This window comes from Ktedonospora formicarum, assembly GCF_016587355.1.
Classification (GTDB): domain Bacteria; phylum Chloroflexota; class Ktedonobacteria; order Ktedonobacterales; family Ktedonobacteraceae; genus Ktedonobacter; species Ktedonobacter formicarum.
Genome location: NZ_BNJF01000001.1, coordinates 4,195,613 through 4,217,390, shown reverse-complemented (window position 1 = coordinate 4,217,390; position 21,778 = coordinate 4,195,613). Strand labels below are relative to the sequence as shown.

The window sequence follows — 21,778 nt, the reverse complement described above, 5'->3', positions numbered from 1 at the left end:
GAGGCTTATCGTCACAGGAACGCTCAAGAGCGGATCAAGAGCGAGCCGCGCTCATGGGAACAGCATTATAGAAACGGTGACGCATAACATTGTTATGATCGGTCGAGGTAAGCTCCTGGTAGAATGGGAAGCTAAACTCGGCAAGTGGAGGCTGTGATGTATCCTGTGTGGCAGGGGGGTCATCCATATGTGCTTTCTTATCAGCCTCCTGGATAGGGCGAATATCCTGCGTGAGCGTATTCATTAAGAGCATGTTGTAGCGCGCCAACTCTTGATGAGGAACATAGGAAAAGAGTGGAGACTCCGCCAACGCGAGTTGCTCTTTTATCTGCTTAGGCAGGTGTCCATAACGCTCACAGGCCAGACGCACCTGAGAGCTAATCTCCTCATGCGATAATGTGCCAATGGCATCCAGTGCCAGAAGCAGGTTAAAACCCCGATTGAGGAGAACCCTACGCCCATTGCGCAGGCGCTGCGCGATCTCTGGATTCATCGCGGATACTTCGGCCAGATCAATCTGCCGGGTCAGGTCCGCAAAAGGGAGTGTATCCAGGCGATACTGCAAAAAGGCTATCACCTCTGCACTCTCTCCGTTGATTTGCCAATCGCGTAAGAGTTCAAGACAGCGCTTGCCATCAAGTCGCTTTGGCGAATGTGGGACACTGAGAAGCTCTCCTTTCGAGTCGCACACCCAGCGCGCATGTAAATAGTAGACGATCTCAGCTATAGAGCAGATTGTAAGGCGCTTTTGCCCATGCGCTTCCTGGACAAAACGGAAGCAGCGCTCATACTCTGGTCGCAATTGCTCAAAGGCTGCCAATTTCTGTCGCACAATCTCTCTTACTGTCGTCTGCGTCTTAACCACACCTGACTCCTCTCTATCGGCTGGAACGCGGGAGATACTCAGTAGAAAGAGCCCCGCCGGGAAAAGCGCTCACTTCATACCACGCTATGAGAGGCTGTAACGTTACCACATCTCGAATACTATTCGAAGCGATCTTGTCACGTTGCAGAGGTTTGATCCGTGTCAAAGAGCAGAAGACCAATTCAACCGGGCCACGATCACGTGAATAGAGCAAGTCTTGGCATTATACATGGAGGGAAAAACCAATGAAGCATGATCACGCACAGGTCATCGCACCACCACCGATCCTCTATGCAGCAGCGTTTCTTCTAGGGTTATATCTAGATTCATGGGTTCCCTTACGCCTGATCCCACGCGGTCCGCGCTCTCTGATAGGTGGTATATTACTGGGGACGGCAACAGCAACTGCTGCTATGGCTGCGCGCGAGATGAGAAACGCAGACACACCAGTCCAGCCTACTCGCCCAACCGCCGCGATTGTGCAAAGCGGCCCCTATCATTTCACACGCAACCCTATCTATGTCTCCTTCACATTGGCCTATACCGGCCTGGCATTACTAGCCAACCGAATTTGGCCGCTCCTCCTGCTTCCGCTTCTCCTGAAGATCATGCGTGTTGGCGTGATCGAGCGTGAAGAAGACTATCTTGAAGCAAAATTTGGGACCGAGTACTTAACCTACAAAGAAAACATACCTCGTTGGTTCTAATAGCAGAAGGTAGACTAGAAAGCGATGTGCCTATGAAACAGCCAGTAAAACGCGTACGCAACCCAGCGGATTATGGTTATCCTACCCAGGATCTAGCAGCCCTGGCAGAGAAGGCGCGTATTGTGACTCAACGCCTGACAGAACTCTATGGACCAGCTGACTGGTCCACAAAGGACCCTATGGGCATGCTTGTGGACATCATCCTCTCACATCGCACAAAGGATGCTCAGACGGCAGCGGCATATGCCAACCTGCTCAAACGCTTTGGCTCCTGGGAGGCTGTACGCGATGCGCCTACCAGCGAGGTCCAAGAGGCTATCGCCAACGTCAACTGGCCGGAAGTGAAGGCCCCTCGCCTCCAGACAATTATGCACCAGATTACCGAAGAGTGCGGCTCATTAAACCTGGACTTCCTTCGTACACTGCCCCTGGTCGATGCCTCCGCGTGGCTCAGGCGCTTTGACGGGATTGGCCCCAAAACCGTTGCATGCGTACTACTTTTTAGTTGCCAAAAGCCCATTCTCCCGGTAGATGTTCATGTCCATCGGGTTTCAGGGCGATTAGGTCTCATCGGACGCAAAGTCAGTGCAGAGGCCGCGCATACGCTTCTCCAAGCCCTATTACCTGATAACGCGCGTGCCATTTACGACTTCCACAAGGGACTGTTGCGCCATGGGCAGCGTGTATGTGTCTTCGAGCGCCCACACTGCAACCGCTGTCCCCTCACCGATCTCTGTAACTACTACCAGACTGTCGTCCAGCCGCAATCCACCAGACAACAAGCTGCAGGGAGCTAGCTTTGTAAGACCCTAGCTAGCTCCCTGCATCAGAAGGCACAGATCAAGAGTCATCTCTGGCGAGTCGAGCCTGACGAATGGTTTGCGACGCGCTTAGTGTGATGGCAGTCAGAACCAGGATCACGCTACCCAACCAGATCGTAGTTCCCACACCCCAATGCTCCAGCGACCACCCAGTCAACATCAATCCGATAGGATTGCTCACACTGGTAAAGAGGCGACAAGCACTAATCACGCGCCCACGTAAGTTATCCGGGATAATGGCAATGCGATAGCCGAAGTACGCAACATCCTCTATAGGATCGGCAACCCCTAGTAAGAACTCTGCCACCCCTAGTAGCCAGAAGTGCGGCATCAACATATAGAGCGGCCAGATCAAGGCAAAGGCCCAGCGCGTAATCAAGATGGCGCGCCCAACGCTCAAGTAACGCAGCATAAAGGGAGCCAGTAAAGAACTAATAAGCGCGCCTATCCCTCCACACGCGATAACACTACCAAGCAAAGCATCTGGTACCTGTTGTTGCTTCGCCAGCACAATCAATACCAGAGTGCTCCCAGGTATAACCAGCGCCGCAAAGCTGTTGACAAAATTCATCGTACGCAACACTGGCTGGCGCCACATCCAGGCAAAGCCTTCTTGTATCTCGCGTACCAGATGACGGCGCTCCTCCTGGCGAGGCTGCTGAAAAGGTGTACGGATCAGAAAGAGTGTGAGCAGCGAGGCTGCATACGAAAGAGCATCGACAATGAAAGGCAGCAAGAGCGTGACACTGTAGAGTACACCCGCAAGTGAGGGGCCTAACAGAGTTGTCACTCCTTCAACGACCTCCTCCTGGCCCATCGCCGCTGGCAGTTGTTCCTGTCTCACCACATGAGCCAAACTGGAAGAGTGGGCAAGCTCGAAGAAACTCTGTAGCGTCCCTTCGAGCAAGGCATTAACGAAAAGTTGCCAGATTGTGAGGTGGCCTAGCATCAATGCAAACGGAATACTGGCAATGCTCAGCGCGCGCCCGATATCACACACAAGCATGACACGCTTGCGGTCCCAGCGGTCCACAAGGGCCCCGGCAAATAACATACAGAGTGTACGTGGAATTGTGCGCAGGGCTAAGGCGATAGAGGAGAGTAATGGCGAGCTAGTCACCGTCAGGACAAGCAGGGGAAAAGCTAGCAGAGAGATGTTTCCCCCTACGGTTGAGATTGTCTGCCCGCTCCAAAGCAGAAGATAATCACGGTTACGCCAAAGTGGTTGCACAGGCTGTTGCACCGGACGGTTAGAGAGAAGTGTCACACAGAACTCCTTTGAGAATCTAAAGGGGATTATCTATACCCGAAGATAGGTAGAAAGATACCCTCTGCGTGGTAATAGCCAATCTCTAACACTTCTCGCACGAAGTCCGCTGACAGCATAACGATGCCAGGGCATTGTGGCTATAGGAATGCCGGATATATCACCACTGCAAAGGGCGTGTTGATCCCGGCTACGGAGCAAGGAAATGAGGCATTTGTGAGGAGACAGTGCCAGAAAACAACATAAACTAACACACCAATCGCATAAAATTGATGTGACAATATGTCTCTGGCGGCACAACCTCTACATAATAGCCACGTAAGCGCGTGCCGGGCTTACGCGGCAAGAATGCTTGTGTTGCGGTTACGATTGCGGTGGATCATCCAACCACGCTGCACGTGAGGATGATGCCTATACTTCAAGGAGGTATTCTTCATACTGTGATGGTATCACAAGGGCTGCCAAAGCGTCAATGTGTGGCATAGGCGCGCAGGCAGGTGTGTCTTACTGCACCCAACACGCCTATGTCTCCCACTGAGAAGGTTAGCGCTTACTTTATCATGGTCGTAAGAATGGTATCGTAAAACATGATTTCATACTCATGGCTCAGGTGGATCGCACGCTCGATCCGCTTCCGTTCCTCAGGAGTGTCATAGCGCGCCAGTAGTGCCTCATCAACGGGTGTGACCTGCTCTCCAATCATGTCGTGTGCTGAGAAGAATGCCACCTGCTCAGGAGTCAAGCCGTAGTTACGTACCAGTGCTGGAGCCACGCGCACACAAATTTGGACAAAAATATCCTCACTCGCGCTCACCGCCGCCAATTTCTCAGCAGGTGTACCATACGCCAGCATCCAATAAAAATAGTTGGTAAGTGCCATACAGCCCGCCAGGGGCTCTACAGCATCAAAATCAGCACGCGTGAGGCCTACAGCCTCGCCAAAACGAAGCAAGAGCTTATAGCCGCCCACCTTGGGCGTCAACTTACGAATCAAGAGATCCTGTATCTCCAAATCCGCGATGCCCGCGATAGCCAGCGCGTCAAGGCGGTACGCCTCACGCACAAGCCACCAGTCCTGAAGCGCGAAGAGGCTCAGGCGCTCACGCTCCAGAGTCCCGTCTTCAATCTGGCGCCACAGCGGATGCCAGAGGATACGCTCCCGCAATCCCTGTATTTCTGAAGAAACAAGACCATCCGCAAAACTCATATCTCTTTCCCTTTCCAGAGCATATTTTCACTCATTACAGTGTTGGGGACAGTGGACTCACCATACACTTCCTTCCGCAAGCTATCTCAGAAAGCGTTCTCCTCTGTTTAATAGCCTAAAGGGGGTCAGAAAGCAAAAGCAGAGATGCCATCCGTGATATTCAGCCTCTCACCGCGTTATAATACGTAAAGAGTACTTAGAGATATCAATATATTGCGTATAAACAATGCCAAACTGCATAGCTTATGAGGGGGCATGGAAACAAGCGTGTTCCTTGTCCGCCGCTTCTTGTCTTTCTTAAAAAGAAGGGTAAAGCTACTATGAATGATAACTATGATTATAAACCAGAACCCGATGCGAAAATATATCCACAGGCATACTATGCGGAAACCGAGCGCGCACGTAGGCCAGATGGTCCCCCACATTCACAGGCGTACCACGCTGAAACTGGACGAGCTCGTATACCCGAAACGCCCTCTTATCAGCCCCCCTACCCTCAACAACAGCAGCAAAGCCATATGCATCAGATGCCCCAACTCCCCCTCTATCCACCTCCGCCACAGGTCTACATCACTGTCCACGTTGTCCCCACTCCATATCCACAAATGGGCGCCCCCTATGGGGTTCCTTATCAAAGGGTAGTTGCCCCAACCGACAAACATGCGGGACTAGCCATCACAGGCTTCGTTCTTGGAATTATAAGTCTGGTTGGCGCGCTCTTGCCCTGTGGTCTAGGCTTCCTCATGCCTTGTGCAAGTATCATTTTTTCAGCGCTTGGAATGCAGTCACACCAGCACAAGAACCTGGCCATCGCAGGGCTAATCTGCTCCATACTAGGCATTGGGATCAGTGTGATTGCCCTAATAGCCTGGAACAGTCTTCTCTATTAGATCGTGAGGGGCGTCCGCAAACACCATACAGGCCAGCGCTACTGCTTACTTGCTTGCGGACATCCAAACTATATCAGCGGCTTGCTAAGAATTGGCTTGAGCGCAGGATAAAGCGCCCGATAGGTCTCATACGCTTGCCGGTAGGCTGGAGCCGTCTTCGCCTGGGGTTCGGTTCGCTCGACAATGCGCACAGTCTGCGAGCAGGCTTCGGGCACTGAGGCGTAGACTCCGGCAGCAACGCCTGCCAAGAGTGCGGCGCCAAAGGCCGGTCCCTCGCTCGAATTCGTCGTCACCAGTTCAGTCTCCAACACATCCGCAATAATCTGTCGCCAGAGGAGACTCTTCGCGCCACCTCCAGTCGCGCGCACCTGATTCAGACTCAACCCCTGTTCACCAATGATCGTCATACAATCCTTGAGACTAAAAGCTACGCCCTCCATAACTGAGCGAACCAAGTGACGCCGATCGTGGCTGGCGGTCAGGCCAAGCCAGCCCCCGCGCGCGTAAGCATCGAGATGCGGCGTCCGCTCACCCTGGAGATAGGGAAGGAAGATCAAGCCATCACTGCCTGGCGCAACAGACTCAGCCTCGCGCGCGAGCGTCTCATAGGCGTCGGTCCCAGTCCAACGCTCAAGCGCCCGTTCCGGCAACCCAATGTTATCGCGAAGCCAGCGCATTGAGAGGCCCGCCCCCTGCGTTACTCCCATCAAATACCAGGCTCCTGGTACGGCATGATTAAAGGTATGCACACGGGGTACCGGGCCAGAAGTATCGACCTGAGGTGAGGTGGCATGAGCAAGCACAATCCCGCTCGTTCCTACAGAGACCAGCGCCAAACCGGGCACAACGACACCATTTCCAACCGCTCCACAAGCATTATCCGCGCCGCCACCCGCGACCGGCACGCCAGCAGGCAAGCCCGTTAAGGACTCCACTTCAGAGGTGGTTGTCCCACTGGTACGGTCCGCTGGAACTACAGGCGGCAGAATTTCTGGATCGAGCTCGATGGCCTTGAGCACCTCTTGCGACCAATTTCCTCGCTTCACATCCAACAAGCACGTCCCGGCTGCATCTGAAATCTCCATCGCCAGCACGCCCGTCAAACGAAAGCGGATATAGTCTTTAGGCAGCAAGACGGTACGCACGCGCGCGAAAATTTCAGGCTCGTTGTCTCGCACCCAGAGGAGTTTGGGCGCGCTAAAGCCAGTCAAAGCGGGATTACTTACATAGGTAATTAACTGCTCTGCCCCAACGCGCTCAGTCATCCAGTGGCATTGGGCATCACTACGTTGATCAGCCCAGATAATACAAGGGCGTAATACGTCTCGCCGCTCATCCAGTAAGACCACCCCATGCATTTGCCCGGAGAGACCAACCCCTCGCACATCAGTGGGGCGCACACCCAGATCGCTGGCACGCTCCAGGCAGAACTTGATGGCGGTCAGGGTTGCCTGCCACCACTCCTCTGGTTGCTGCTCTGCCCAGCCCGGATGAGGATGAGAAAGGGGATAATCGATAAATGCATCGGCCAACACGCGACCATCTTCGCTCGCGAACAACGCAGCCTTGACACCTGTTGTGCCAAGGTCAAGACCCAGGAGTGCTTGCATCCAATGCTCCTTTGCTAAATCAAAAATAGGTGTCCCTTATTCTACCACTCCACGCCCTCTCCAGGCAGACACCTGAATAAAAGGAGCCCGCACCTCTGACAAATAAAAATGCTCCCATGGCCGACCAGTTGTTTAGCCATGGGAGCACAGCATATAATCTCAGTATAAAAGAACAGTCTTAGCTAACAGTAAAGGCCACAACCTGCGCGAGCTGACGGTCACTACAGGTAGACTCCAAACACCAGTAGATCTCAGCCTGTCCCTGACCTGCCTCGCTATATTTATAGCTAAAGTACGCTCTATCCGAATCGCGATCAATGGGCAAATCGCCTTTCGCGATGGGTGACTTATCTAAGTAGAAAATTGCGTACACATAGCCCTTATCACCCTTGTCAAAGTTGAGGCCGGTCCCCGACAGGTGTAAGTTATAGGTCACATACACAGTTGAGCCAGACGTAAAGCTCGTTGTCGGATTTGTTGGCTTATAATCCGAATCAATTCCGCTTGTGGTCAGCGCATTGGTAATGATTTTCGCCGCCTCAGGATTAACAGGCACACCCGATGGGCTTTGCGATGTGTCACTGGTAGTTGGTGTCGCTTCTGGCGTTGAATCCGAAGTTGAGGTTGGTGTGCTTACAGTTGTGGTCACCGTCTTTTCAACATTATCGGCTACATTCTTCATACCCTGATATGCCGCAAACGACGCTCCAATACAGGCCAGAACCAGCACACCGGCAATGATACCAATAATGAGGCCCACATTACTCTTTTTACGCGGAGGCTGGGGAGGCATCGGATAAGACGGGCCTGGACCAGGCATGTAAGGCTGTGGAGTTGGCGGTGGTGGGGGCGCACTATTCCCCGCATAAGGATTGTAATTCGCACCTGACGCATTCGGTGTCATCGGAGGCTGATCGTAATTCGCGCCCGAAATCCCTGGCTGCGAACCGTAATACGGTGTGGACGGCACATTGTTAGGACTTGACGAACCCTGGTTATAATAGCCGCCGGGCTGCCCACCTGCGTTAGGATAGGTTTGAGGCTGAGCCAGTACAGTTGGATCTACCTGCTGACCACCCGCGTTCGGTGTATATGAAGGGGTGCCCTGGTTTTGAGGATACGAAGACGGGGCCATCTGAGTAGGTGCAATCCCCCCTGCGTTATTATATGAAGCCGCCGCACCACAGAATGGGCACGACTGAGCGCCTTGCGGTAACTTGGCTCCACAATTGCCACAATGCATGTTTTAAGAACTCCTTCTAAAAATCCTTTCCCCCAGTACAATGTTTCACATAACCACGCCAACGGGGAGAAAAGTGGTCAGCGCAATCACGACCCATTACATAAATCTACTTCAATAAGTGCCAGAAAAGAAGAATGTATCTCACATTCTGAGAGTGACCTTTTTAACACTTAAAAACGGTCCTCATCGGTATATGTCAAATCATATCGAAGTAAACCCGAATTTGCAAGTACCGTGACCATGCAATGGCAAACTTCACTATCATCCCCCTCCCCAAGCCACTTCCGTCTTGCGCCTCCAGTTCTTCGCATTATACGTTATTCTGGTGAAACACGAGTCATCTGCCAAGGTTTACAACCGTTTCTGATGCACAGTTCCTCTTTTGAATCAATTCTCAAAAGGAAGACGCCCTTTCTGGGCTTTTTTGGCATAGCAAAATTTATCTATAACCAACCAGATACATTCTTATCTTTATCAATCTGAACACTAATATCCTGCAAATAAGAAGCTGTATATCCGTAGCAACCATTGCCGCTATGGATATACAGCTCACTGAGCCTGTTCACCTCTTATTTAATAGCTACACCGCTCTATGCCCAACATTACCAACACGCACTCCATGGTCAGGAGCAACGCGTGGCACGGTTAAACGCGCGGGAATCGTCTTCGCACTAATCAAGAAGGTAACGACAATCACACCATTTCCATAGGTGACATTGGCCTGTTCCGCGTCTACCATGGCAGGTAATGTCATTTCACGCTGATACCCGCCAACACTCCACTCATCAGTAACTAGCTCCTTAATGTCCTTCAGCAGACCGCGAATCTCACCTTGCAGAATCAAACGATTGTCAGCAGTCACCTCTATACCAATATCCTCCGGTTGCAGACCAGGCATAGGGGCAGCTACCATCAAACGACCAGATGTACGGTAGACTTTGACCGGTATATGCTGAATCTTCGCCTGCTCGGGCATAGGTCATACCTCCTCGTACTAACACATTCTGCGAAACGCGACCATGCGTACAGCTCACTCACGCTAATTCGCGGGATTGCTATGATCGGATGTATCCATTGTATATCCCATCTGCTCATTTTCGGCCCAGGCGGTACCCGTCTCGCGCCCTGGCGAGGGCACCTTAGTTCCAGGCCGCCGCTTCGAGGTATGGGGACCACTGCGCCTGGGATCATACCCCTGCTGAGCCGGATTATCCTGGGCGGGTTGTCCTATTTGATTGTTGCTCTCGCCATAGCCACTTCCCTCCGTCTCCTGATAACCATCCTGACGAACCGGCATATCATCACTGGCCTCGTTGTAAAAGCCGGTCTGCTTATCTGAGTGACTACTTTGTGCCTGCTTCCGACTTAGCTTATATTGCTCTTGCGGTGTGAGCATCTGCTTCGCCTTCTCGCGAGTGGTTCCCACCGCTCTGGCAGCTTGATCAATCGTTTCCTGGCTATTCTCTTTCAAAGTGTCATGCTGCTTATCCATAATATATCCTACCTCCAATCACTCAGCCCCTCTCATATGATAGAAGCTCCAATATCAAGATACATATACCTGTCGCGTGAATACATCAGTGCCACGTCTTACGCGAGCCCTAAGTTTCAGCCTCATGGCATAGAAGCCTCCCATTATAGCCCTTTTTGGTGATTATTAATGATTACCAAAACACAAGAAGCACCTTGTCAAGTAATATGGTCATAGATCAGTGTTTCCACATTCGCTATACTTCGCAAGAATATATACGTAGACCAATATTACAAAACCTATAGATTGGGGAGCATCACTAGTGGGGATACAAATTACCTCTGAACAAGTCACCGCCATGACTCCCGATAAAGCCTCGCTCTCAAATGGTAAGAAACTCAGCGGTCGCAAACACTGGAAAACCCTTGGGCAGAACGATGATGCCGTATGGGGAGAATGCCAGGGTAGCGCCCTCTACCAGGTAAAAGTCGAAGTCGCCTCCCTTGTCGCGTCATGCAGCTGTCCCAGTCGCAAATTACCATGCAAACACGCCCTGGGACTACTCTTGCTCGCAGCCAATACACCCGGCGAACTCGCTACCAGTGAGCCACCTGAATGGGTGTCAAGCTGGCTGGAGAAGCGCGCCGAAAGCACCCAGCGCAAAGAGGCGAAGAGCAAGGAGAGCAAGGCGCCCTCCGCAAAAACTGTTGCGAAGCGCCAGCAGATGGTAGATCAGGGTCTGGAACGCCTCGACCTCTGGCTGAGCGACCTGATGCGCAATGGATTGGGTAGCATTGAGGCCCAGCCGCCATCATATTGGGACAAAATGGCGAAACAGATGGTTGATAATCAGGCACCTGGAATCGCGGCGCGGGTCAGGCGCATGGGTGAGAGCGTCCATGCGACGACGAACTGGACTCAGCAGGTCTTCGTACAAAGCGGCCAACTTGCTCTACTCAGTCAGGCATACCGCCGTCTCGATACCCTACCACCGCCACTACAAGATGATGTGCGCGCCCAGATCGGCTGGACGCTGACCGAAGATGAAGTGATCCAACGCGGAGAGCACGTGCGTGATACCTGGCTCTTCCTCGGAAATTCCGTAGAAGAGACTGACAAAGGGAAGACCCAGCGCACCTGGCTCTATGGCGAGCAAAGCCAGCGCGCCGCCCTGCTCACACAATTCATTCCTCGCGTCGCGCAAAGCTTTCCTAATGTCTATCCCTTCGGGATGCGCCAAGAGGCGGAACTAGCCTTCTGGCCTGGTGCAGCCCAACTTCGTGCACTTATCGTGGAACAGCAGGGCGCGCTCCAACCACTGGGGGATTCCTTACCCGGTGCGTCCATGCTGGACGCTTTCTTGGCGAGTGCCGCGACAATCCTGGCACGCTATCCCTGGCAGGATACCTTCCTCGGTGTGCTCTGTGGAGTTACGCCCATTCTGACCAATCAGAACCAGTGGGCGCTCTATGACCGTGATGGGCAGGCCCTTCCGCTCAGTCACGGCGAGTACTGGCGCTTGCTAGCTCTCTCAGGGGGCGAGCCAGTCGATCTGGCGGCCATCTGGGATAGCGAGACGCTACAGCCAATTGGGGCACTGGTCGCGGGCCACTATTACAAACTCTAAGAAGGGAAGAAGATGGAGAGTTTTATCACCGCCGCCATCGTTGGCACAGATCAGAGCGGGGACACAGCATTCACAACAGGCACTCAGATCGACGATTTGACCAGCCAGTTGCCCGAGAGCGAGAAAGAGCGTCGACTCCTGCTCATCGGTGGCGCCTGGGGAGCCTACACACAAGCAGGCCAAATCGCGCAGAGTATATCCGAGCGGCTAACGGCGTCTCCACCAGAGGCGCAGGACTGGCGGGTATTACCACGGACACACACCCTGGAAACCACTCTGACTCTAAAAGAGCCTAAATTGCTGCTCGAAGCCTTCGCTCTCATGCGTGAGCATCACTATCATGTTCCCTTTCCCTTGCTGCCACAGGTACTCGACTATGCCACCGGAGATAAAAACGTTCGTGAGGCCGCATTCGCGGTTATAGGCGAGCGGGGAATCTGGCTAAGTAGCTTCAATTCTCAGTGGAAATGGGTAGAGCCCCTGCATTCTGGCATACAGCCCATCTCTCCTGAAGAGATCGAAACCCTTTGGCAAGAAGGAACGTTGGCACAGCGGGTTAACGCCCTCACGCACCAAAGGCAGGCAGATCCCGCTCTGGCACGCCAATGGCTGGAAAAGGTCTGGAAACAGGAGCGCGCAGAGAGCAAAACAAAATTCCTGGAAGTGCTAGACATCAACCTCTCAGCTGACGATGAAGCCTTACTCGAAAAGGCCCTGGATGATCGCGCTGAAGCGGTGCGTGAGATCGCAGCCTCATTCCTGACCGAACTACCCGACTCGGCCTTTATGCGCCGCATGTACACACGCGCCGAAACCCTGGTTCAGTATCATGAGGATAGTTTGTCGATTCACACACCCAAGAATATAGATGACTCATGGTTACGCGATACTCGTGTCAATAAACGCGATTTGAAGCATACGAGCCATCTCCTCACAACATATTACAATGTCTTGAAATGTCTTCCACTTGACTATTGGGAAGAGCGCTTTAAATTGACCCCGACACAGATCATCTCGGCGGTCAAGGATCAAAACTGGCATAGTCGCCTATTCACCATCTGGGTAAAATGCGCGCAGCAACAGGAGCGTGTCGATTGGGCGAGCGACCTGCTCGATTACTGGAATACGATACCATCCGACGACGAAAACTCGGAATTCGCTGCTGCAGGCAAAGATATCCTGAAGTATCTCTATTCAGTCCTACCTCAGGAGCCCCTGGAGAAAATTGTCAAAGAGAAGCTCACCAAATATGGTTACGCCCTCATGACATTTCTAGATCAACTTCCCACACCCTGGAGCCATGATTTCAGCCTGTTCTACCTCCAATGGGTCCGAGACGCAGCCTCGAACTTTGTCGAAGAACTTGGCACTACGTACATGTCACATACGCAATCAGACTACTGGCATAACGGTCTGGCACGTTCAGCATACGCGCTAGCACCATCCTGCTTCGAGAGCGCTCTTAAAGGGTGGGAATTGCCCGAATTACCTGACAAGAGCCACTATACCAAAAACTATAATCATGGACAGCTTCAAACTGGTATTAATCGCTTCCTTGAAGTACTTCAATATCGAAAAAATATTATAGAGGAGATTCACTAGATATGACGAGCACACAAAATCCTTCCAAGAATGGCACTGTCGCAGCCTCTGAGATTACCAGCGTTATCCGTCAACACGCTGAGCAGCAATATGCCGAAGAACTGGCCGAACTGGCAAAAGTCGACACCCGCCAGCGTCCTCCCAACTGGAAACTCTCTCCCTGGGCTGCGCGTGTCTACCTGATGGGTGGCAAGCTTGAGAATGGTTTTGAGATTTCACCTAAATATATTGGCAATCCTCGCTTAATGGAGATAGCCATCTCGACGCTGGCGACCGACCGCGCGCTCCTCCTCTATGGTGTCCCAGGAACCGCCAAATCCTGGGTCAGTGAGCATCTCGCCGCCGCTGTGGCTGGTGACTCCACGTTGCTAATCCAGGGTACAGCAGGCACCGACGAGAACGCCATTCGCTATGGCTGGAACTACGCACGCTTGCTTGTTGAAGGCCCCTCACCTGCCGCGCTGGTCATCAGTCCGATGATGCAATCGATGCAGGATGGCAAGATTGCACGCATTGAAGAATTGACACGTATCCCCAGTGAAGTGCAGGATACACTGATTACCATTCTCTCGGAGAAGACGCTGCCCGTTCCCGAGCTCAATACAGAGGTTCAGGCGAGCAAGGGCTTTAACGTCATCGCCACAGCCAATAACCGCGACAAGGGCGTCAATGAGCTCTCCAGCGCGCTCATGCGCCGCTTCAATACCGTAATCCTGCCTGTGCCCGATAGCATGAACGAAGAGGTAGACATCGTCGAGCGCCGCGTCAATAGCCTGGGTCGCGCCCTTGAGCTACCCAGCGAAAAGCCCGCTCTTGAAGAGATCCGCCGCGTCGTGACCATCTTCCGCGAGCTACGCAACGGCGTCACCGAGGATGGAAAGACCAAGCTCAAGGCACCCAGCGGCACCCTCTCAACAGCAGAAGCCATCTCTGTCATCAATAATGGCCTGGCTATGGCAGGCTATTTCGGCGATGGTCGTCTGTCAGCCTCCGACCTGGCGGCTGGTCTGACAGGTGCTATCGTCAAAGATCCGGTTCAGGACCGCGTGGTCTGGCTGGAATACCTGCAAACCATCGTCAAAGATCGTGAAGATTGGAAGGACCTCTATCGAGCTTGCCGCGAGGTATTGTAAAGTGAGCATCTCAGTCTTCGGCATTCGCCACCATGGGCCAGGCTGCGCACGCAGCCTGCGCCAGGCGCTACGAGCGTACCAGCCAGATATCGTGCTGGTCGAGGGGCCACCCGAGGCTCAGGACGTGCTACCGTTCTGCGTAGACAAGGGTATGAAACCACCGGTCGCCCTGCTCCTCTACGCGCCAGATCAACCTAAGCAAGCCGTCTATTATCCTTTCACAACCTTCTCACCCGAGTGGCAAGCACTCCAATACAGCTTCAATAATAATATTGAGCTTCGCTTTATGGATCTGCCACAGGCTATCCAGATGGCGCGCCGTCGCGAAGAGGCAGAGAAGGAAGTGCAGGAGACCCAGCAGCCCCTCGACCAGCCCAGTGATGAGACACTTCCTGGCCCCGAAGCACGTAACGCGACTCTCGCACCCGAGCCAGAAACCGAAGAGCGTGAAAACCCGCTCGGCATGCTGGCAAAAGCCGCTGGCTATAGCGATGATGAAAGCTGGTGGGAACAACAAATCGAGCAGCGCGTCGATAGCCGCGACATCTTCGTAGGTATCCTCGAAGCCATGACCGCGCTCCGTGAGGGACGCGAGACGCGAGGAGAGGATATCCTGCGTGAGGCTCACATGCGTCAGTGCATCCGCACAGCTCAGAAAGAGGGCTTCCAGCGCATCGCTGTAGTCTGCGGAGCATGGCACGCTCCTGTCCTCGTCGAACCGGGTCCCGCTACAGAGGATCAACGCTTGCTCAAGGGCCTGCCCAAGGTCAAGATAGAGGCAACCTGGATTCCCTGGACCAATTCACGCCTCTCCTATCGCAGTGGCTATGGAGCGGGTATTACCTCGCCCGGCTGGTACGAGCACCTGTGGAACACACCGAAACAGGCGGTTGTGCGCTGGATTACACGCGCTGCGCAGCTTTTGCGCAAGGAAGATATGGATGCCTCCTCGGCCAGTGTAATCGAAGCCGTGCGCCTCGCCTATGCGCTAGCAGCTCTGCGCGATCTGCCCATGCCCGGCCTGAGCGAACTCCATGAAGCCATTAAGACAGTTCTCTGTCATGGTAACGACGAACCGATGCAGTTGATCCGCGAGAAGCTGGAGATAGGCGAGCGTCTGGGCCGTGTTCCCAAGGAGACGCCAGCCGTGCCACTCCAGCGTGACCTGGAGAACCTGCAACGCCAGCTGCGCCTCACACCATCGGTTGAGACGACAAAGCTCGAACTGGACCTGCGCAAAGATCAGGCGCGCGGACGCAGTCAGTTGCTGCACCGCCTCAACCTGCTCAATATTCCCTGGGGCAAGACCATACACACCGGTTCCCAGAAGCAAGGCACCTTCTGGGAACACTGGCAACTTCTCTGGAAAGTTGAGTTCGCGGTCGACCTGATCGAAGCCAACATCTGGGGCAATACTGTCCTTGAAGCGACGACAGCCTTCGTCAAACGGGAGGCAGAACAACAGCAAGAGCTTCCAGCGCTCACGAACCTTCTCGACAAGGTTATTCTCGCGATGCTCCCAGAAGCAACCGATCACCTGCTCACAGTCATTCAACAGCGCGCCGCCGTCTCAGCCGATGTGCGCCACCTGATGGATGCCATGCCTCCCCTGGCGCAGGTTGCCCGCTATGGTGATGTGCGTGGAACACGAGCGGATCAGGTGATGCCCATTCTCAATGGACTCTTCGAGCGTGTGCTAGTTGGCCTACCCGGCGCATGCGCCGCGCTTGACGAAGACGCAGCACGTGGAATGATTCAGAGTATCAACCATACCAATGAAGCACTGAATCTGCTCAATCAAGATGAGCACAAGGTCGCCTGGCAAAGGCTGCTACGCCTCCTGGTGGAGCGTGAAGACATCCACGGTCTCATCCGGGGCCGCTGCTGCCGCCTGCTGCTTGAGCAGCGCGCCATCGACAGCGAGGAGCTTCAGCGTCAGACGGGTCTGAACCTAGCGCCAGCGGTGCCAGCCACACAGGCCGCAAGCTGGATCGAAGGCGTGCTCACTGGAAGCGGCTTCCTTGTCCTGCATATTGATAATCTCTGGTCCGCCCTCAATAGTTGGCTCAGCGAGCTTTCGGTTGACACCTTTGAGCAATTGCTGCCCATTTTACGCCGCGCCTTTAGCGAATTCCAACCTCCCGAGCGGCGCTCAATGGGAGAAAAGGTCAAGCATCTCACACACACATCCGAGCCTGGTACATCGGGCACGACCTCCCTACAGGAGCAGCGTCCACTGAACCAGCAACGGGCAGAGAGTGTTTTACCGTTACTAGCGCAGATTATGGGAGTAACGTTCAATGGCAATTGATGAGAAAGAACGCCTGCGCCGCTGGCGTCTGGTTCTGGGCAAACAGGCCGAAGCGGGATTAGGTGGCGCGGGCGGAAGTGCTGGTGCTGGTGCGGAAGGAGCAGGCGAAGGAATGTTAGGTGGGCGCGATCTGGGTATGGACAAAACCCTGGAGGCGCTCTATGACTCGGAGCGCTCGGCAGGTCTTGGCGGATCATCACCCAATGTCGCGCGCTGGCTGGGGGATATACGGACCTACTTTCCTTCCTCTACCGTACGCGTCATGCAGCAGGACGCTCTGAAGCGGCTCAATTTGACGCGCATGTTGCTCGAACCTGAGATGCTTGAGCAGGTTGACCCCGATGTCCACCTCGTCGCCTCGCTGCTCTCACTCAGTCGCGTCATCCCAGAGAAGACCAAGGATACGGCGCGCCAGGTGGTGCGCAAGGTTGTCGAGGAGCTTGAACGTAAGCTCGCCAATCCATTGCAGCAGGCCGTGCGTGGTAGCCTCAACCGCTCAACCTATACACGCCGCCCGCGTGCCAATGAGATCAACTGGCATCGAACCATTCGCGCGAACTTGAAGAACTACCTGCCAGAAAAGCAGACGATCATCGCCGAGCAGCTTATTGGGCATGGTCATAAGCGCTCCTCGCTACGCGATATCGTGCTTTGCGTAGACCAGAGCGGCTCTATGGCTTCTTCGCTGGTCTACTCCGGCATCTTCGGTGCGGTTCTGGCAACCATTCGTGCTGTTAGCACGCGCATGGTCGTCTTCGATACATCGGTCGTTGATCTTACTGAGGATCTACAAGACCCGGTTGATCTGCTCTTCGGTACCCAACTTGGAGGTGGTACCGACATCAACCGCGCCCTTGGCTATTGCCAGCAAGTCATCACCCGCCCGAATCAGACCATTCTGGTTCTCATTACCGACCTCTATGAAGGCGGTAATGAACGCGAGATGATGCGCCGCGCCGCTGAACTGGTCGCCAGCGGCGTGCAGGTCATCTGTCTGCTCGCCCTCAGCGACGACGGCGCACCTGGCTATGACAAGAGGAACGCAGCCCAACTGGCGAAGATGGGCATTCCATCCTTCGCCTGCACGCCGGACCTCTTCCCCGACCTTATGGCAGCCGCCATCCAACACCAGGACCTCGATATGTGGGCCGCGCGTAACGACATCGTCGCCACCCGCGCCAAATAGTGACAAAAGCCCACAAGTGTTTCATGCGAAGCGCTTGTGGGCTTTTTTGGGCTTGTTGTTGAGAGAGATTCATATCACCTCTCTGGCAGAGACAGGCCCATTAAAAGAGACTGAGTGTACGCTTTAGCGCAGGCTCAATCTCTCCTTGATAATCTTGAAGATATCGGTCTGGTTGATGACACCCATTACCTTATTCGCGTCAGGTCCCATAGCCGCGATGCGGACCTGCGTTCCTGTATGAGACTGCGAAGCGCCGACAGGGGCTGTCGCGTAGCTCACGCACATGATAGAGCCATCTTTGGTAATCAACTTGCTGAAGGCTCCAGGCTGACTAGCATTCGTTGGCGACTCGATGATCTGAGAGGTATGTCCATGATCGGCGGTAACCAGGATCAGCGTGTCAGGATGCGTTCGGGCGAACTCCATACCTTGCTTAATCGCGTTGTCGAAGGCGATGGTCTCACCAATTTGCTGACAAGGGCTAGAAGCGTGATCCTGCTTATCAATGGAAGCACCTTCGACCTGGAGGAAGAAGCCATTCTTATTATCATGGTTGTTCTGAAGCAGGTCAAGAGCTTTTTTCGTCATGTCAGACAGGCTGGGCTCGTTGGCTGGGCGCTGGTTCTGCTGGCAGGTCTGAGGACCGCTACCAGGATAGGGCTGCGCCGGAGTACCAGTCCATTCCAGGCTCATATTGCCGCTATTGAAGAGACCAAGCACATGCTTGCCGTTGCTCTGCTTTAAGCTGTTGGCGTCGGTCGCGATTGTGTAACCCTGGTTCCGAGCAGACTCAAGTACGCTCTTTCCAGCGTATTTACCGTCAGTAATGAGCTGATCGAAGCGCTGTTTACCGCCACCCAGCAGAACGTTGATATTGTGGGCAACTTCTTGCTCGGCAATTGAACCGGGGCCGCCAGCGCTTATCTTATCCTGAGGGCAGCTACCCATATCAGCAGGCCCCTGGCAGTTACGGTTGGAGACATGGGAGGCGAGAACAGCAGGAGTCGCGTCGGTCAATTCCGCTGTGCTCACATCACCGGTAAGATAACCTGACTTCTGAGCCAGTTCAAGGAGAGTGGGCAGATCAATATCGGTTTTAGCGGTGGTAGAGATACGACCATTGCTGGTCTTGGTCCCTGTTGCCCAACCCGTTCCACTGGCAGCTGAATCAGTCACAAATTCAGTAAGCAAGGGATTCGCTTCCTGAAGCGCATAGGTCGTGCTGGCGCCAATAAAGGGAAGACGGTCCATATTCAAGCGACCATTTGCCCCAACATAATAGTTACGAGCAATTGTGATTTCAGAGTCACCCATGCCATCCCCAATAAACAGGATGACATTTTTCGCATGCCTTCCCCCATCACCATGACTGGCTAACACATTCTGAGCCAGGGCAGCGCCAGGTATAAGCAGAGCCACCAGGGCAACTATAACAAAAATACTCTTCTTCAGCCATTTAATAGGCACAACTATCCTCCTTGAATTAGAAACAATGCTCTAAATCAAATACCCATAAAACCTTTACGGATCTAGTATAGGGATGCAACTGTTAAGTCGCATTTAATGTGTTTTTAAGCTTTGGTAATATTTTTAGTTCGGCTCTGGCGTGGCAAGCGATCAACTTCACAGCTCTCCAGTGGAAAAATGTTGGTATGCATAACATTTTTCCGCGCACACATCCCATCCTTTAACGCCAAAATGGATAAAACGAGCTTGAGAGTACTTTATATACTATTGACTGCAAATTGCTAAAAATCCGTACTCAGCCTTTGACTTTTACCAGGTAATCATGTATAATGGATATGTTCACTATTCCTCACATAAAGGAGACTCCGTTGGCAGGCATGAGCAAAATTCTTGGATAAGTAACCCCCACTTCACACATCTAACTCGGCGCATTATGGCTGTGTGCCACGCGCCTGACTCTATAAAGGTGTGCCTGTGATCGGTTACTTCTTGCCTGAATTCGTGCTCATGATATGCTCGGTAGTCCACCACTACCCCTTTCCATTTAGCAGCATTTGCATCGCCTCTGCTATGGCGTCGCACCAAAGCATCATAACCGACACATGTGAGCGCAACCTCAGGCACCCTCAACGCTTTTACACACATACTCCATCTACCCATTATAAAGCGAGGTGCCCTCTATGTTATTAACTATACGAAACCTCAGTAAATCTTATGGCGCGATAACGGTCCTGAGCGAGATCTCATGTGTTGTTAACACGGGCGACCGCATCGGCATCGTCGGCCCCAACGGCGTTGGCAAATCAACCTTACTACGCATTCTCACGGGCACCGAGGAGGCTGACGGCGGCACTTTCGCCTTCGCGCCCTCTGTAGAGGCAGGCTATCTGCCTCAAACAACGCCTCACTTCTATGGTCGCACCATTCAAGATCTAATCATGGAAGCCGTAGGCAATCTCCGTCAGTTGGAAACTCGCATGCATGAGTTGGAACACGCCATGAGCAACGCCGATGAGGCCCAACTTGGCACATTACTGGAAGAGTATAACGCAGTATTAACCCATTTTCAGAACGCAGGCGGCTACGAACTTGACTATAAGATTGATAGCATTCTAGAAGGGCTACGTCTCTCCTATCTGCCACGCACGCAGGAAGTTGAAACTCTTTCAGGGGGTGAGAAGGAGCGCATTGGACTGGCAACCTTGCTGCTACGCTCACCAGACATCATCTTACTTGACGAGCCAACTAACCATCTCGACTTCGCGAGCATGGAATGGCTCGAAAACTATCTCGCGAACTATCGAGGTGCGGCCCTTATCGTCTCGCACGACCGTCAATTCCTTAATCGCGCTGTCAACGCCATCTTCGAGATCGATGAGCATAACCATCATCTCAAGACCTATACCGGCAACTATGACGCATATGTCGCCACTCGCGAGGCCGAGCGCAAACAATGGGAGGAGGATTATGAACGGCAACAGGAGGAACTCAAAGAGCTCCGCAAACGCTTGAAGGAGAAAGGAAAACATATCGGACACGGTTATCGTCCGCCGCGCGATAACGACAAATTCGCGAAGAACTTCTTTGATCAACGCGTCGCCAACGCGGTAGCACGCGATATTCATGAGACGGAGGAGCGCCTCAAGCGGATTGAAGCCGATCCAATTCCCAAACCACCGGAGTTGATCAGTGTCACTTCGTACTTTCGTTCCGCACCCATACAGTCTCAGGTAGTGGTCCAGGCCTCACGGGTAAACAAGCGCTTCGGAGAGCGGCCACTCTTTGAAAATCTCAATCTCTCGCTGGCACCAGGCTCACGGATCATGCTCATCGGTCCCAACGGAGCAGGAAAAACCACGCTTCTACGGCTCCTGCGAGGAGAGGAGCAACCCGATAGTGGCAGCATTATCGTTGCTCCTGGAGGAAAGATTGGTTATCTTCCCCAGGAGCCAGACACATCAAATCTTGATAAGACTGTCATTGAGAGCTACCGTTATGATCAGGTAGGCTTTGAAGGCGAATTCATTGGGCGTTTGATTGGGTATGGGCTCTTCCGCCTGGAGGATATGCAGAAGCGCGTGCAGCAGCTTAGTATCGGGCAGAGACGCAAACTGGAGATCGCGCGCCTGATGGCAACAAACCCGAACGTGCTCCTACTCGACGAACCAACCAACTACATCAGTCTGGACGTGCTAGAGGCCTTTGAAGAGGCTGTTCTACACTTCCCAGGCCCCGTCATTGCCATCTCGCATGATCGCTGGTTCATCCAACGCTTTGGAGGCGAAGTCTGGGAACTTAAAGACGGGCTACTCGTTAAACGCGATATAATTCAGGCCGCTTCGGTGTCATAATACCCCGTTACGCTCTGCTT

17 protein-coding genes are annotated in these 21,778 nt (G+C 53.3%); 9 read left to right on the top strand and 8 right to left on the bottom strand.

The window, feature by feature from the left end:
- Nucleotides 1–34 precede the first annotated feature (34 nt).
- A complete protein-coding gene (locus K3T82_RS18090) occupies nt 35–865 on the bottom strand; it encodes a hypothetical protein (RefSeq protein ID WP_220194839.1) in 831 nt (276 codons plus the stop codon).
- 245 nt (nt 866–1,110) lie between these two features.
- Here K3T82_RS18090 and K3T82_RS18085 point away from each other — a divergent pair, with 245 nt between their 5' ends.
- Both K3T82_RS18085 and K3T82_RS18080 read left to right on the top strand, forming a co-directional pair.
- Nucleotides 1,111–1,572: a methyltransferase family protein gene (locus K3T82_RS18085; RefSeq protein ID WP_220194838.1), complete on the top strand. Its 462-nt coding sequence runs from the start codon at nt 1,111–1,113 to the stop codon at nt 1,570–1,572.
- A gap of 32 nt (nt 1,573–1,604) precedes the next feature.
- Entirely contained in the window at nt 1,605–2,369 is a 765-nt protein-coding gene (locus tag K3T82_RS18080; RefSeq protein ID WP_220194837.1) for an endonuclease III domain-containing protein, read from the top strand.
- A 43-nt stretch (nt 2,370–2,412) separates the two neighbouring features.
- On the opposite strand, the gene K3T82_RS18075 is transcribed toward K3T82_RS18080, so the two are convergent.
- Together K3T82_RS18075 and K3T82_RS18070 are read right to left on the bottom strand one after the other, a co-directional pair.
- The gene (locus K3T82_RS18075; RefSeq protein WP_220194836.1) at nt 2,413–3,660 is read right to left on the bottom strand and encodes an MFS transporter; all 1,248 of its coding nucleotides are present in this window, start codon (nt 3,658–3,660) and stop codon (nt 2,413–2,415) included.
- Nucleotides 3,661–4,210: 550 nt separating this feature from the next.
- Nucleotides 4,211–4,867 (bottom strand): thiaminase II/PqqC family protein, encoded by a 657-nt coding sequence (locus K3T82_RS18070; protein ID WP_220194835.1) that lies wholly within the window; start codon nt 4,865–4,867, stop codon nt 4,211–4,213.
- A gap of 320 nt (nt 4,868–5,187) precedes the next feature.
- On the opposite strand from K3T82_RS18070, the gene K3T82_RS18065 reads away from it, so the two are divergent.
- Entirely contained in the window at nt 5,188–5,757 is a 570-nt protein-coding gene (locus K3T82_RS18065) for a hypothetical protein (RefSeq protein ID WP_220194834.1), read from the top strand.
- 68 nt (nt 5,758–5,825) lie between these two features.
- Here K3T82_RS18065 and xylB read toward each other — a convergent pair whose 3' ends face one another.
- The 4 genes from xylB to K3T82_RS18045 form a co-directional block, all read right to left on the bottom strand.
- Complete coding sequence (gene xylB / locus K3T82_RS18060; protein WP_220194833.1) at nt 5,826–7,367, bottom strand: xylulokinase; 1,542 nt, start codon at nt 7,365–7,367, stop codon at nt 5,826–5,828.
- A 178-nt stretch (nt 7,368–7,545) separates the two neighbouring features.
- The gene (locus tag K3T82_RS18055) at nt 7,546–8,610 is read right to left on the bottom strand and encodes a zinc ribbon domain-containing protein (RefSeq protein WP_220194832.1); all 1,065 of its coding nucleotides are present in this window, start codon (nt 8,608–8,610) and stop codon (nt 7,546–7,548) included.
- 580 nt (nt 8,611–9,190) lie between these two features.
- On the bottom strand, nt 9,191–9,586 hold the full coding sequence (locus K3T82_RS18050) for an Hsp20/alpha crystallin family protein (RefSeq protein ID WP_220194831.1): 396 nt from the start codon (nt 9,584–9,586) through the stop codon (nt 9,191–9,193).
- Between the two features lie 63 nt (nt 9,587–9,649).
- Complete coding sequence (locus K3T82_RS18045; protein ID WP_220194830.1) at nt 9,650–10,102, bottom strand: hypothetical protein; 453 nt, start codon at nt 10,100–10,102, stop codon at nt 9,650–9,652.
- Nucleotides 10,103–10,403: 301 nt separating this feature from the next.
- On the opposite strand from K3T82_RS18045, the gene K3T82_RS18040 reads away from it, so the two are divergent.
- Genes K3T82_RS18040 through K3T82_RS18020 form a run of 5 tightly spaced genes read left to right on the top strand, consistent with a single transcriptional unit; the run spans nt 10,404 to nt 17,940 of the window.
- Nucleotides 10,404–11,708, top strand: a complete 1,305-nt coding sequence (locus tag K3T82_RS18040; protein WP_220194829.1) for an SWIM zinc finger family protein — start codon at nt 10,404–10,406, stop codon at nt 11,706–11,708.
- A gap of 12 nt (nt 11,709–11,720) precedes the next feature.
- Complete coding sequence (locus K3T82_RS18035; RefSeq protein WP_220194828.1) at nt 11,721–13,310, top strand: DUF5691 domain-containing protein; 1,590 nt, start codon at nt 11,721–11,723, stop codon at nt 13,308–13,310.
- Nucleotides 13,311–13,312: 2 nt separating this feature from the next.
- Nucleotides 13,313–14,443: an ATP-binding protein gene (locus tag K3T82_RS18030; RefSeq protein WP_236031197.1), complete on the top strand. Its 1,131-nt coding sequence runs from the start codon at nt 13,313–13,315 to the stop codon at nt 14,441–14,443.
- Between the two features lies 1 nt (nt 14,444).
- Nucleotides 14,445–16,754, top strand: a complete 2,310-nt coding sequence (locus tag K3T82_RS18025) for a DUF5682 family protein (RefSeq protein WP_220194827.1) — start codon at nt 14,445–14,447, stop codon at nt 16,752–16,754.
- Nucleotides 16,744–17,940, top strand: a complete 1,197-nt coding sequence (locus K3T82_RS18020; RefSeq protein WP_220194826.1) for a VWA domain-containing protein — start codon at nt 16,744–16,746, stop codon at nt 17,938–17,940. Before K3T82_RS18025 ends, K3T82_RS18020 begins: the two co-directional genes overlap by 11 nt.
- A 123-nt stretch (nt 17,941–18,063) precedes the next feature.
- On the opposite strand, the gene K3T82_RS18015 is transcribed toward K3T82_RS18020, so the two are convergent.
- The gene (locus K3T82_RS18015; RefSeq protein ID WP_220194825.1) at nt 18,064–19,407 is read right to left on the bottom strand and encodes an alkaline phosphatase; all 1,344 of its coding nucleotides are present in this window, start codon (nt 19,405–19,407) and stop codon (nt 18,064–18,066) included.
- Nucleotides 19,408–20,087: 680 nt separating this feature from the next.
- Between K3T82_RS18015 and abc-f the strand changes: the two genes are divergently transcribed.
- Nucleotides 20,088–21,758 (top strand): ribosomal protection-like ABC-F family protein, encoded by a 1,671-nt coding sequence (gene abc-f, locus K3T82_RS18010; protein ID WP_220194824.1) that lies wholly within the window; start codon nt 20,088–20,090, stop codon nt 21,756–21,758.
- Nucleotides 21,759–21,778 lie beyond the last annotated feature (20 nt).

Coding starts and splice junctions, on each gene's coding strand:
- K3T82_RS18085 (WP_220194838.1), top strand. CDS start 1,111: ATGAAGCATGATCACGCACAGGTCATCGCACCACCACCGATCCTCTAT.
- K3T82_RS18080 (WP_220194837.1), top strand. CDS start 1,605: ATGAAACAGCCAGTAAAACGCGTACGCAACCCAGCGGATTATGGTTAT.
- K3T82_RS18070 (WP_220194835.1), bottom strand. CDS start 4,867: ATGAGTTTTGCGGATGGTCTTGTTTCTTCAGAAATACAGGGATTGCGG.
- K3T82_RS18065 (WP_220194834.1), top strand. CDS start 5,188: ATGAATGATAACTATGATTATAAACCAGAACCCGATGCGAAAATATAT.
- xylB (WP_220194833.1), bottom strand. CDS start 7,367: ATGCAAGCACTCCTGGGTCTTGACCTTGGCACAACAGGTGTCAAGGCT.
- K3T82_RS18055 (WP_220194832.1), bottom strand. CDS start 8,610: ATGCATTGTGGCAATTGTGGAGCCAAGTTACCGCAAGGCGCTCAGTCG.
- K3T82_RS18050 (WP_220194831.1), bottom strand. CDS start 9,586: ATGCCCGAGCAGGCGAAGATTCAGCATATACCGGTCAAAGTCTACCGT.
- K3T82_RS18045 (WP_220194830.1), bottom strand. CDS start 10,102: ATGGATAAGCAGCATGACACTTTGAAAGAGAATAGCCAGGAAACGATT.
- K3T82_RS18035 (WP_220194828.1), top strand. CDS start 11,721: ATGGAGAGTTTTATCACCGCCGCCATCGTTGGCACAGATCAGAGCGGG.
- K3T82_RS18030 (WP_236031197.1), top strand. CDS start 13,313: ATGACGAGCACACAAAATCCTTCCAAGAATGGCACTGTCGCAGCCTCT.
- K3T82_RS18020 (WP_220194826.1), top strand. CDS start 16,744: ATGGCAATTGATGAGAAAGAACGCCTGCGCCGCTGGCGTCTGGTTCTG.
- abc-f (WP_220194824.1), top strand. CDS start 20,088: ATGTTATTAACTATACGAAACCTCAGTAAATCTTATGGCGCGATAACG.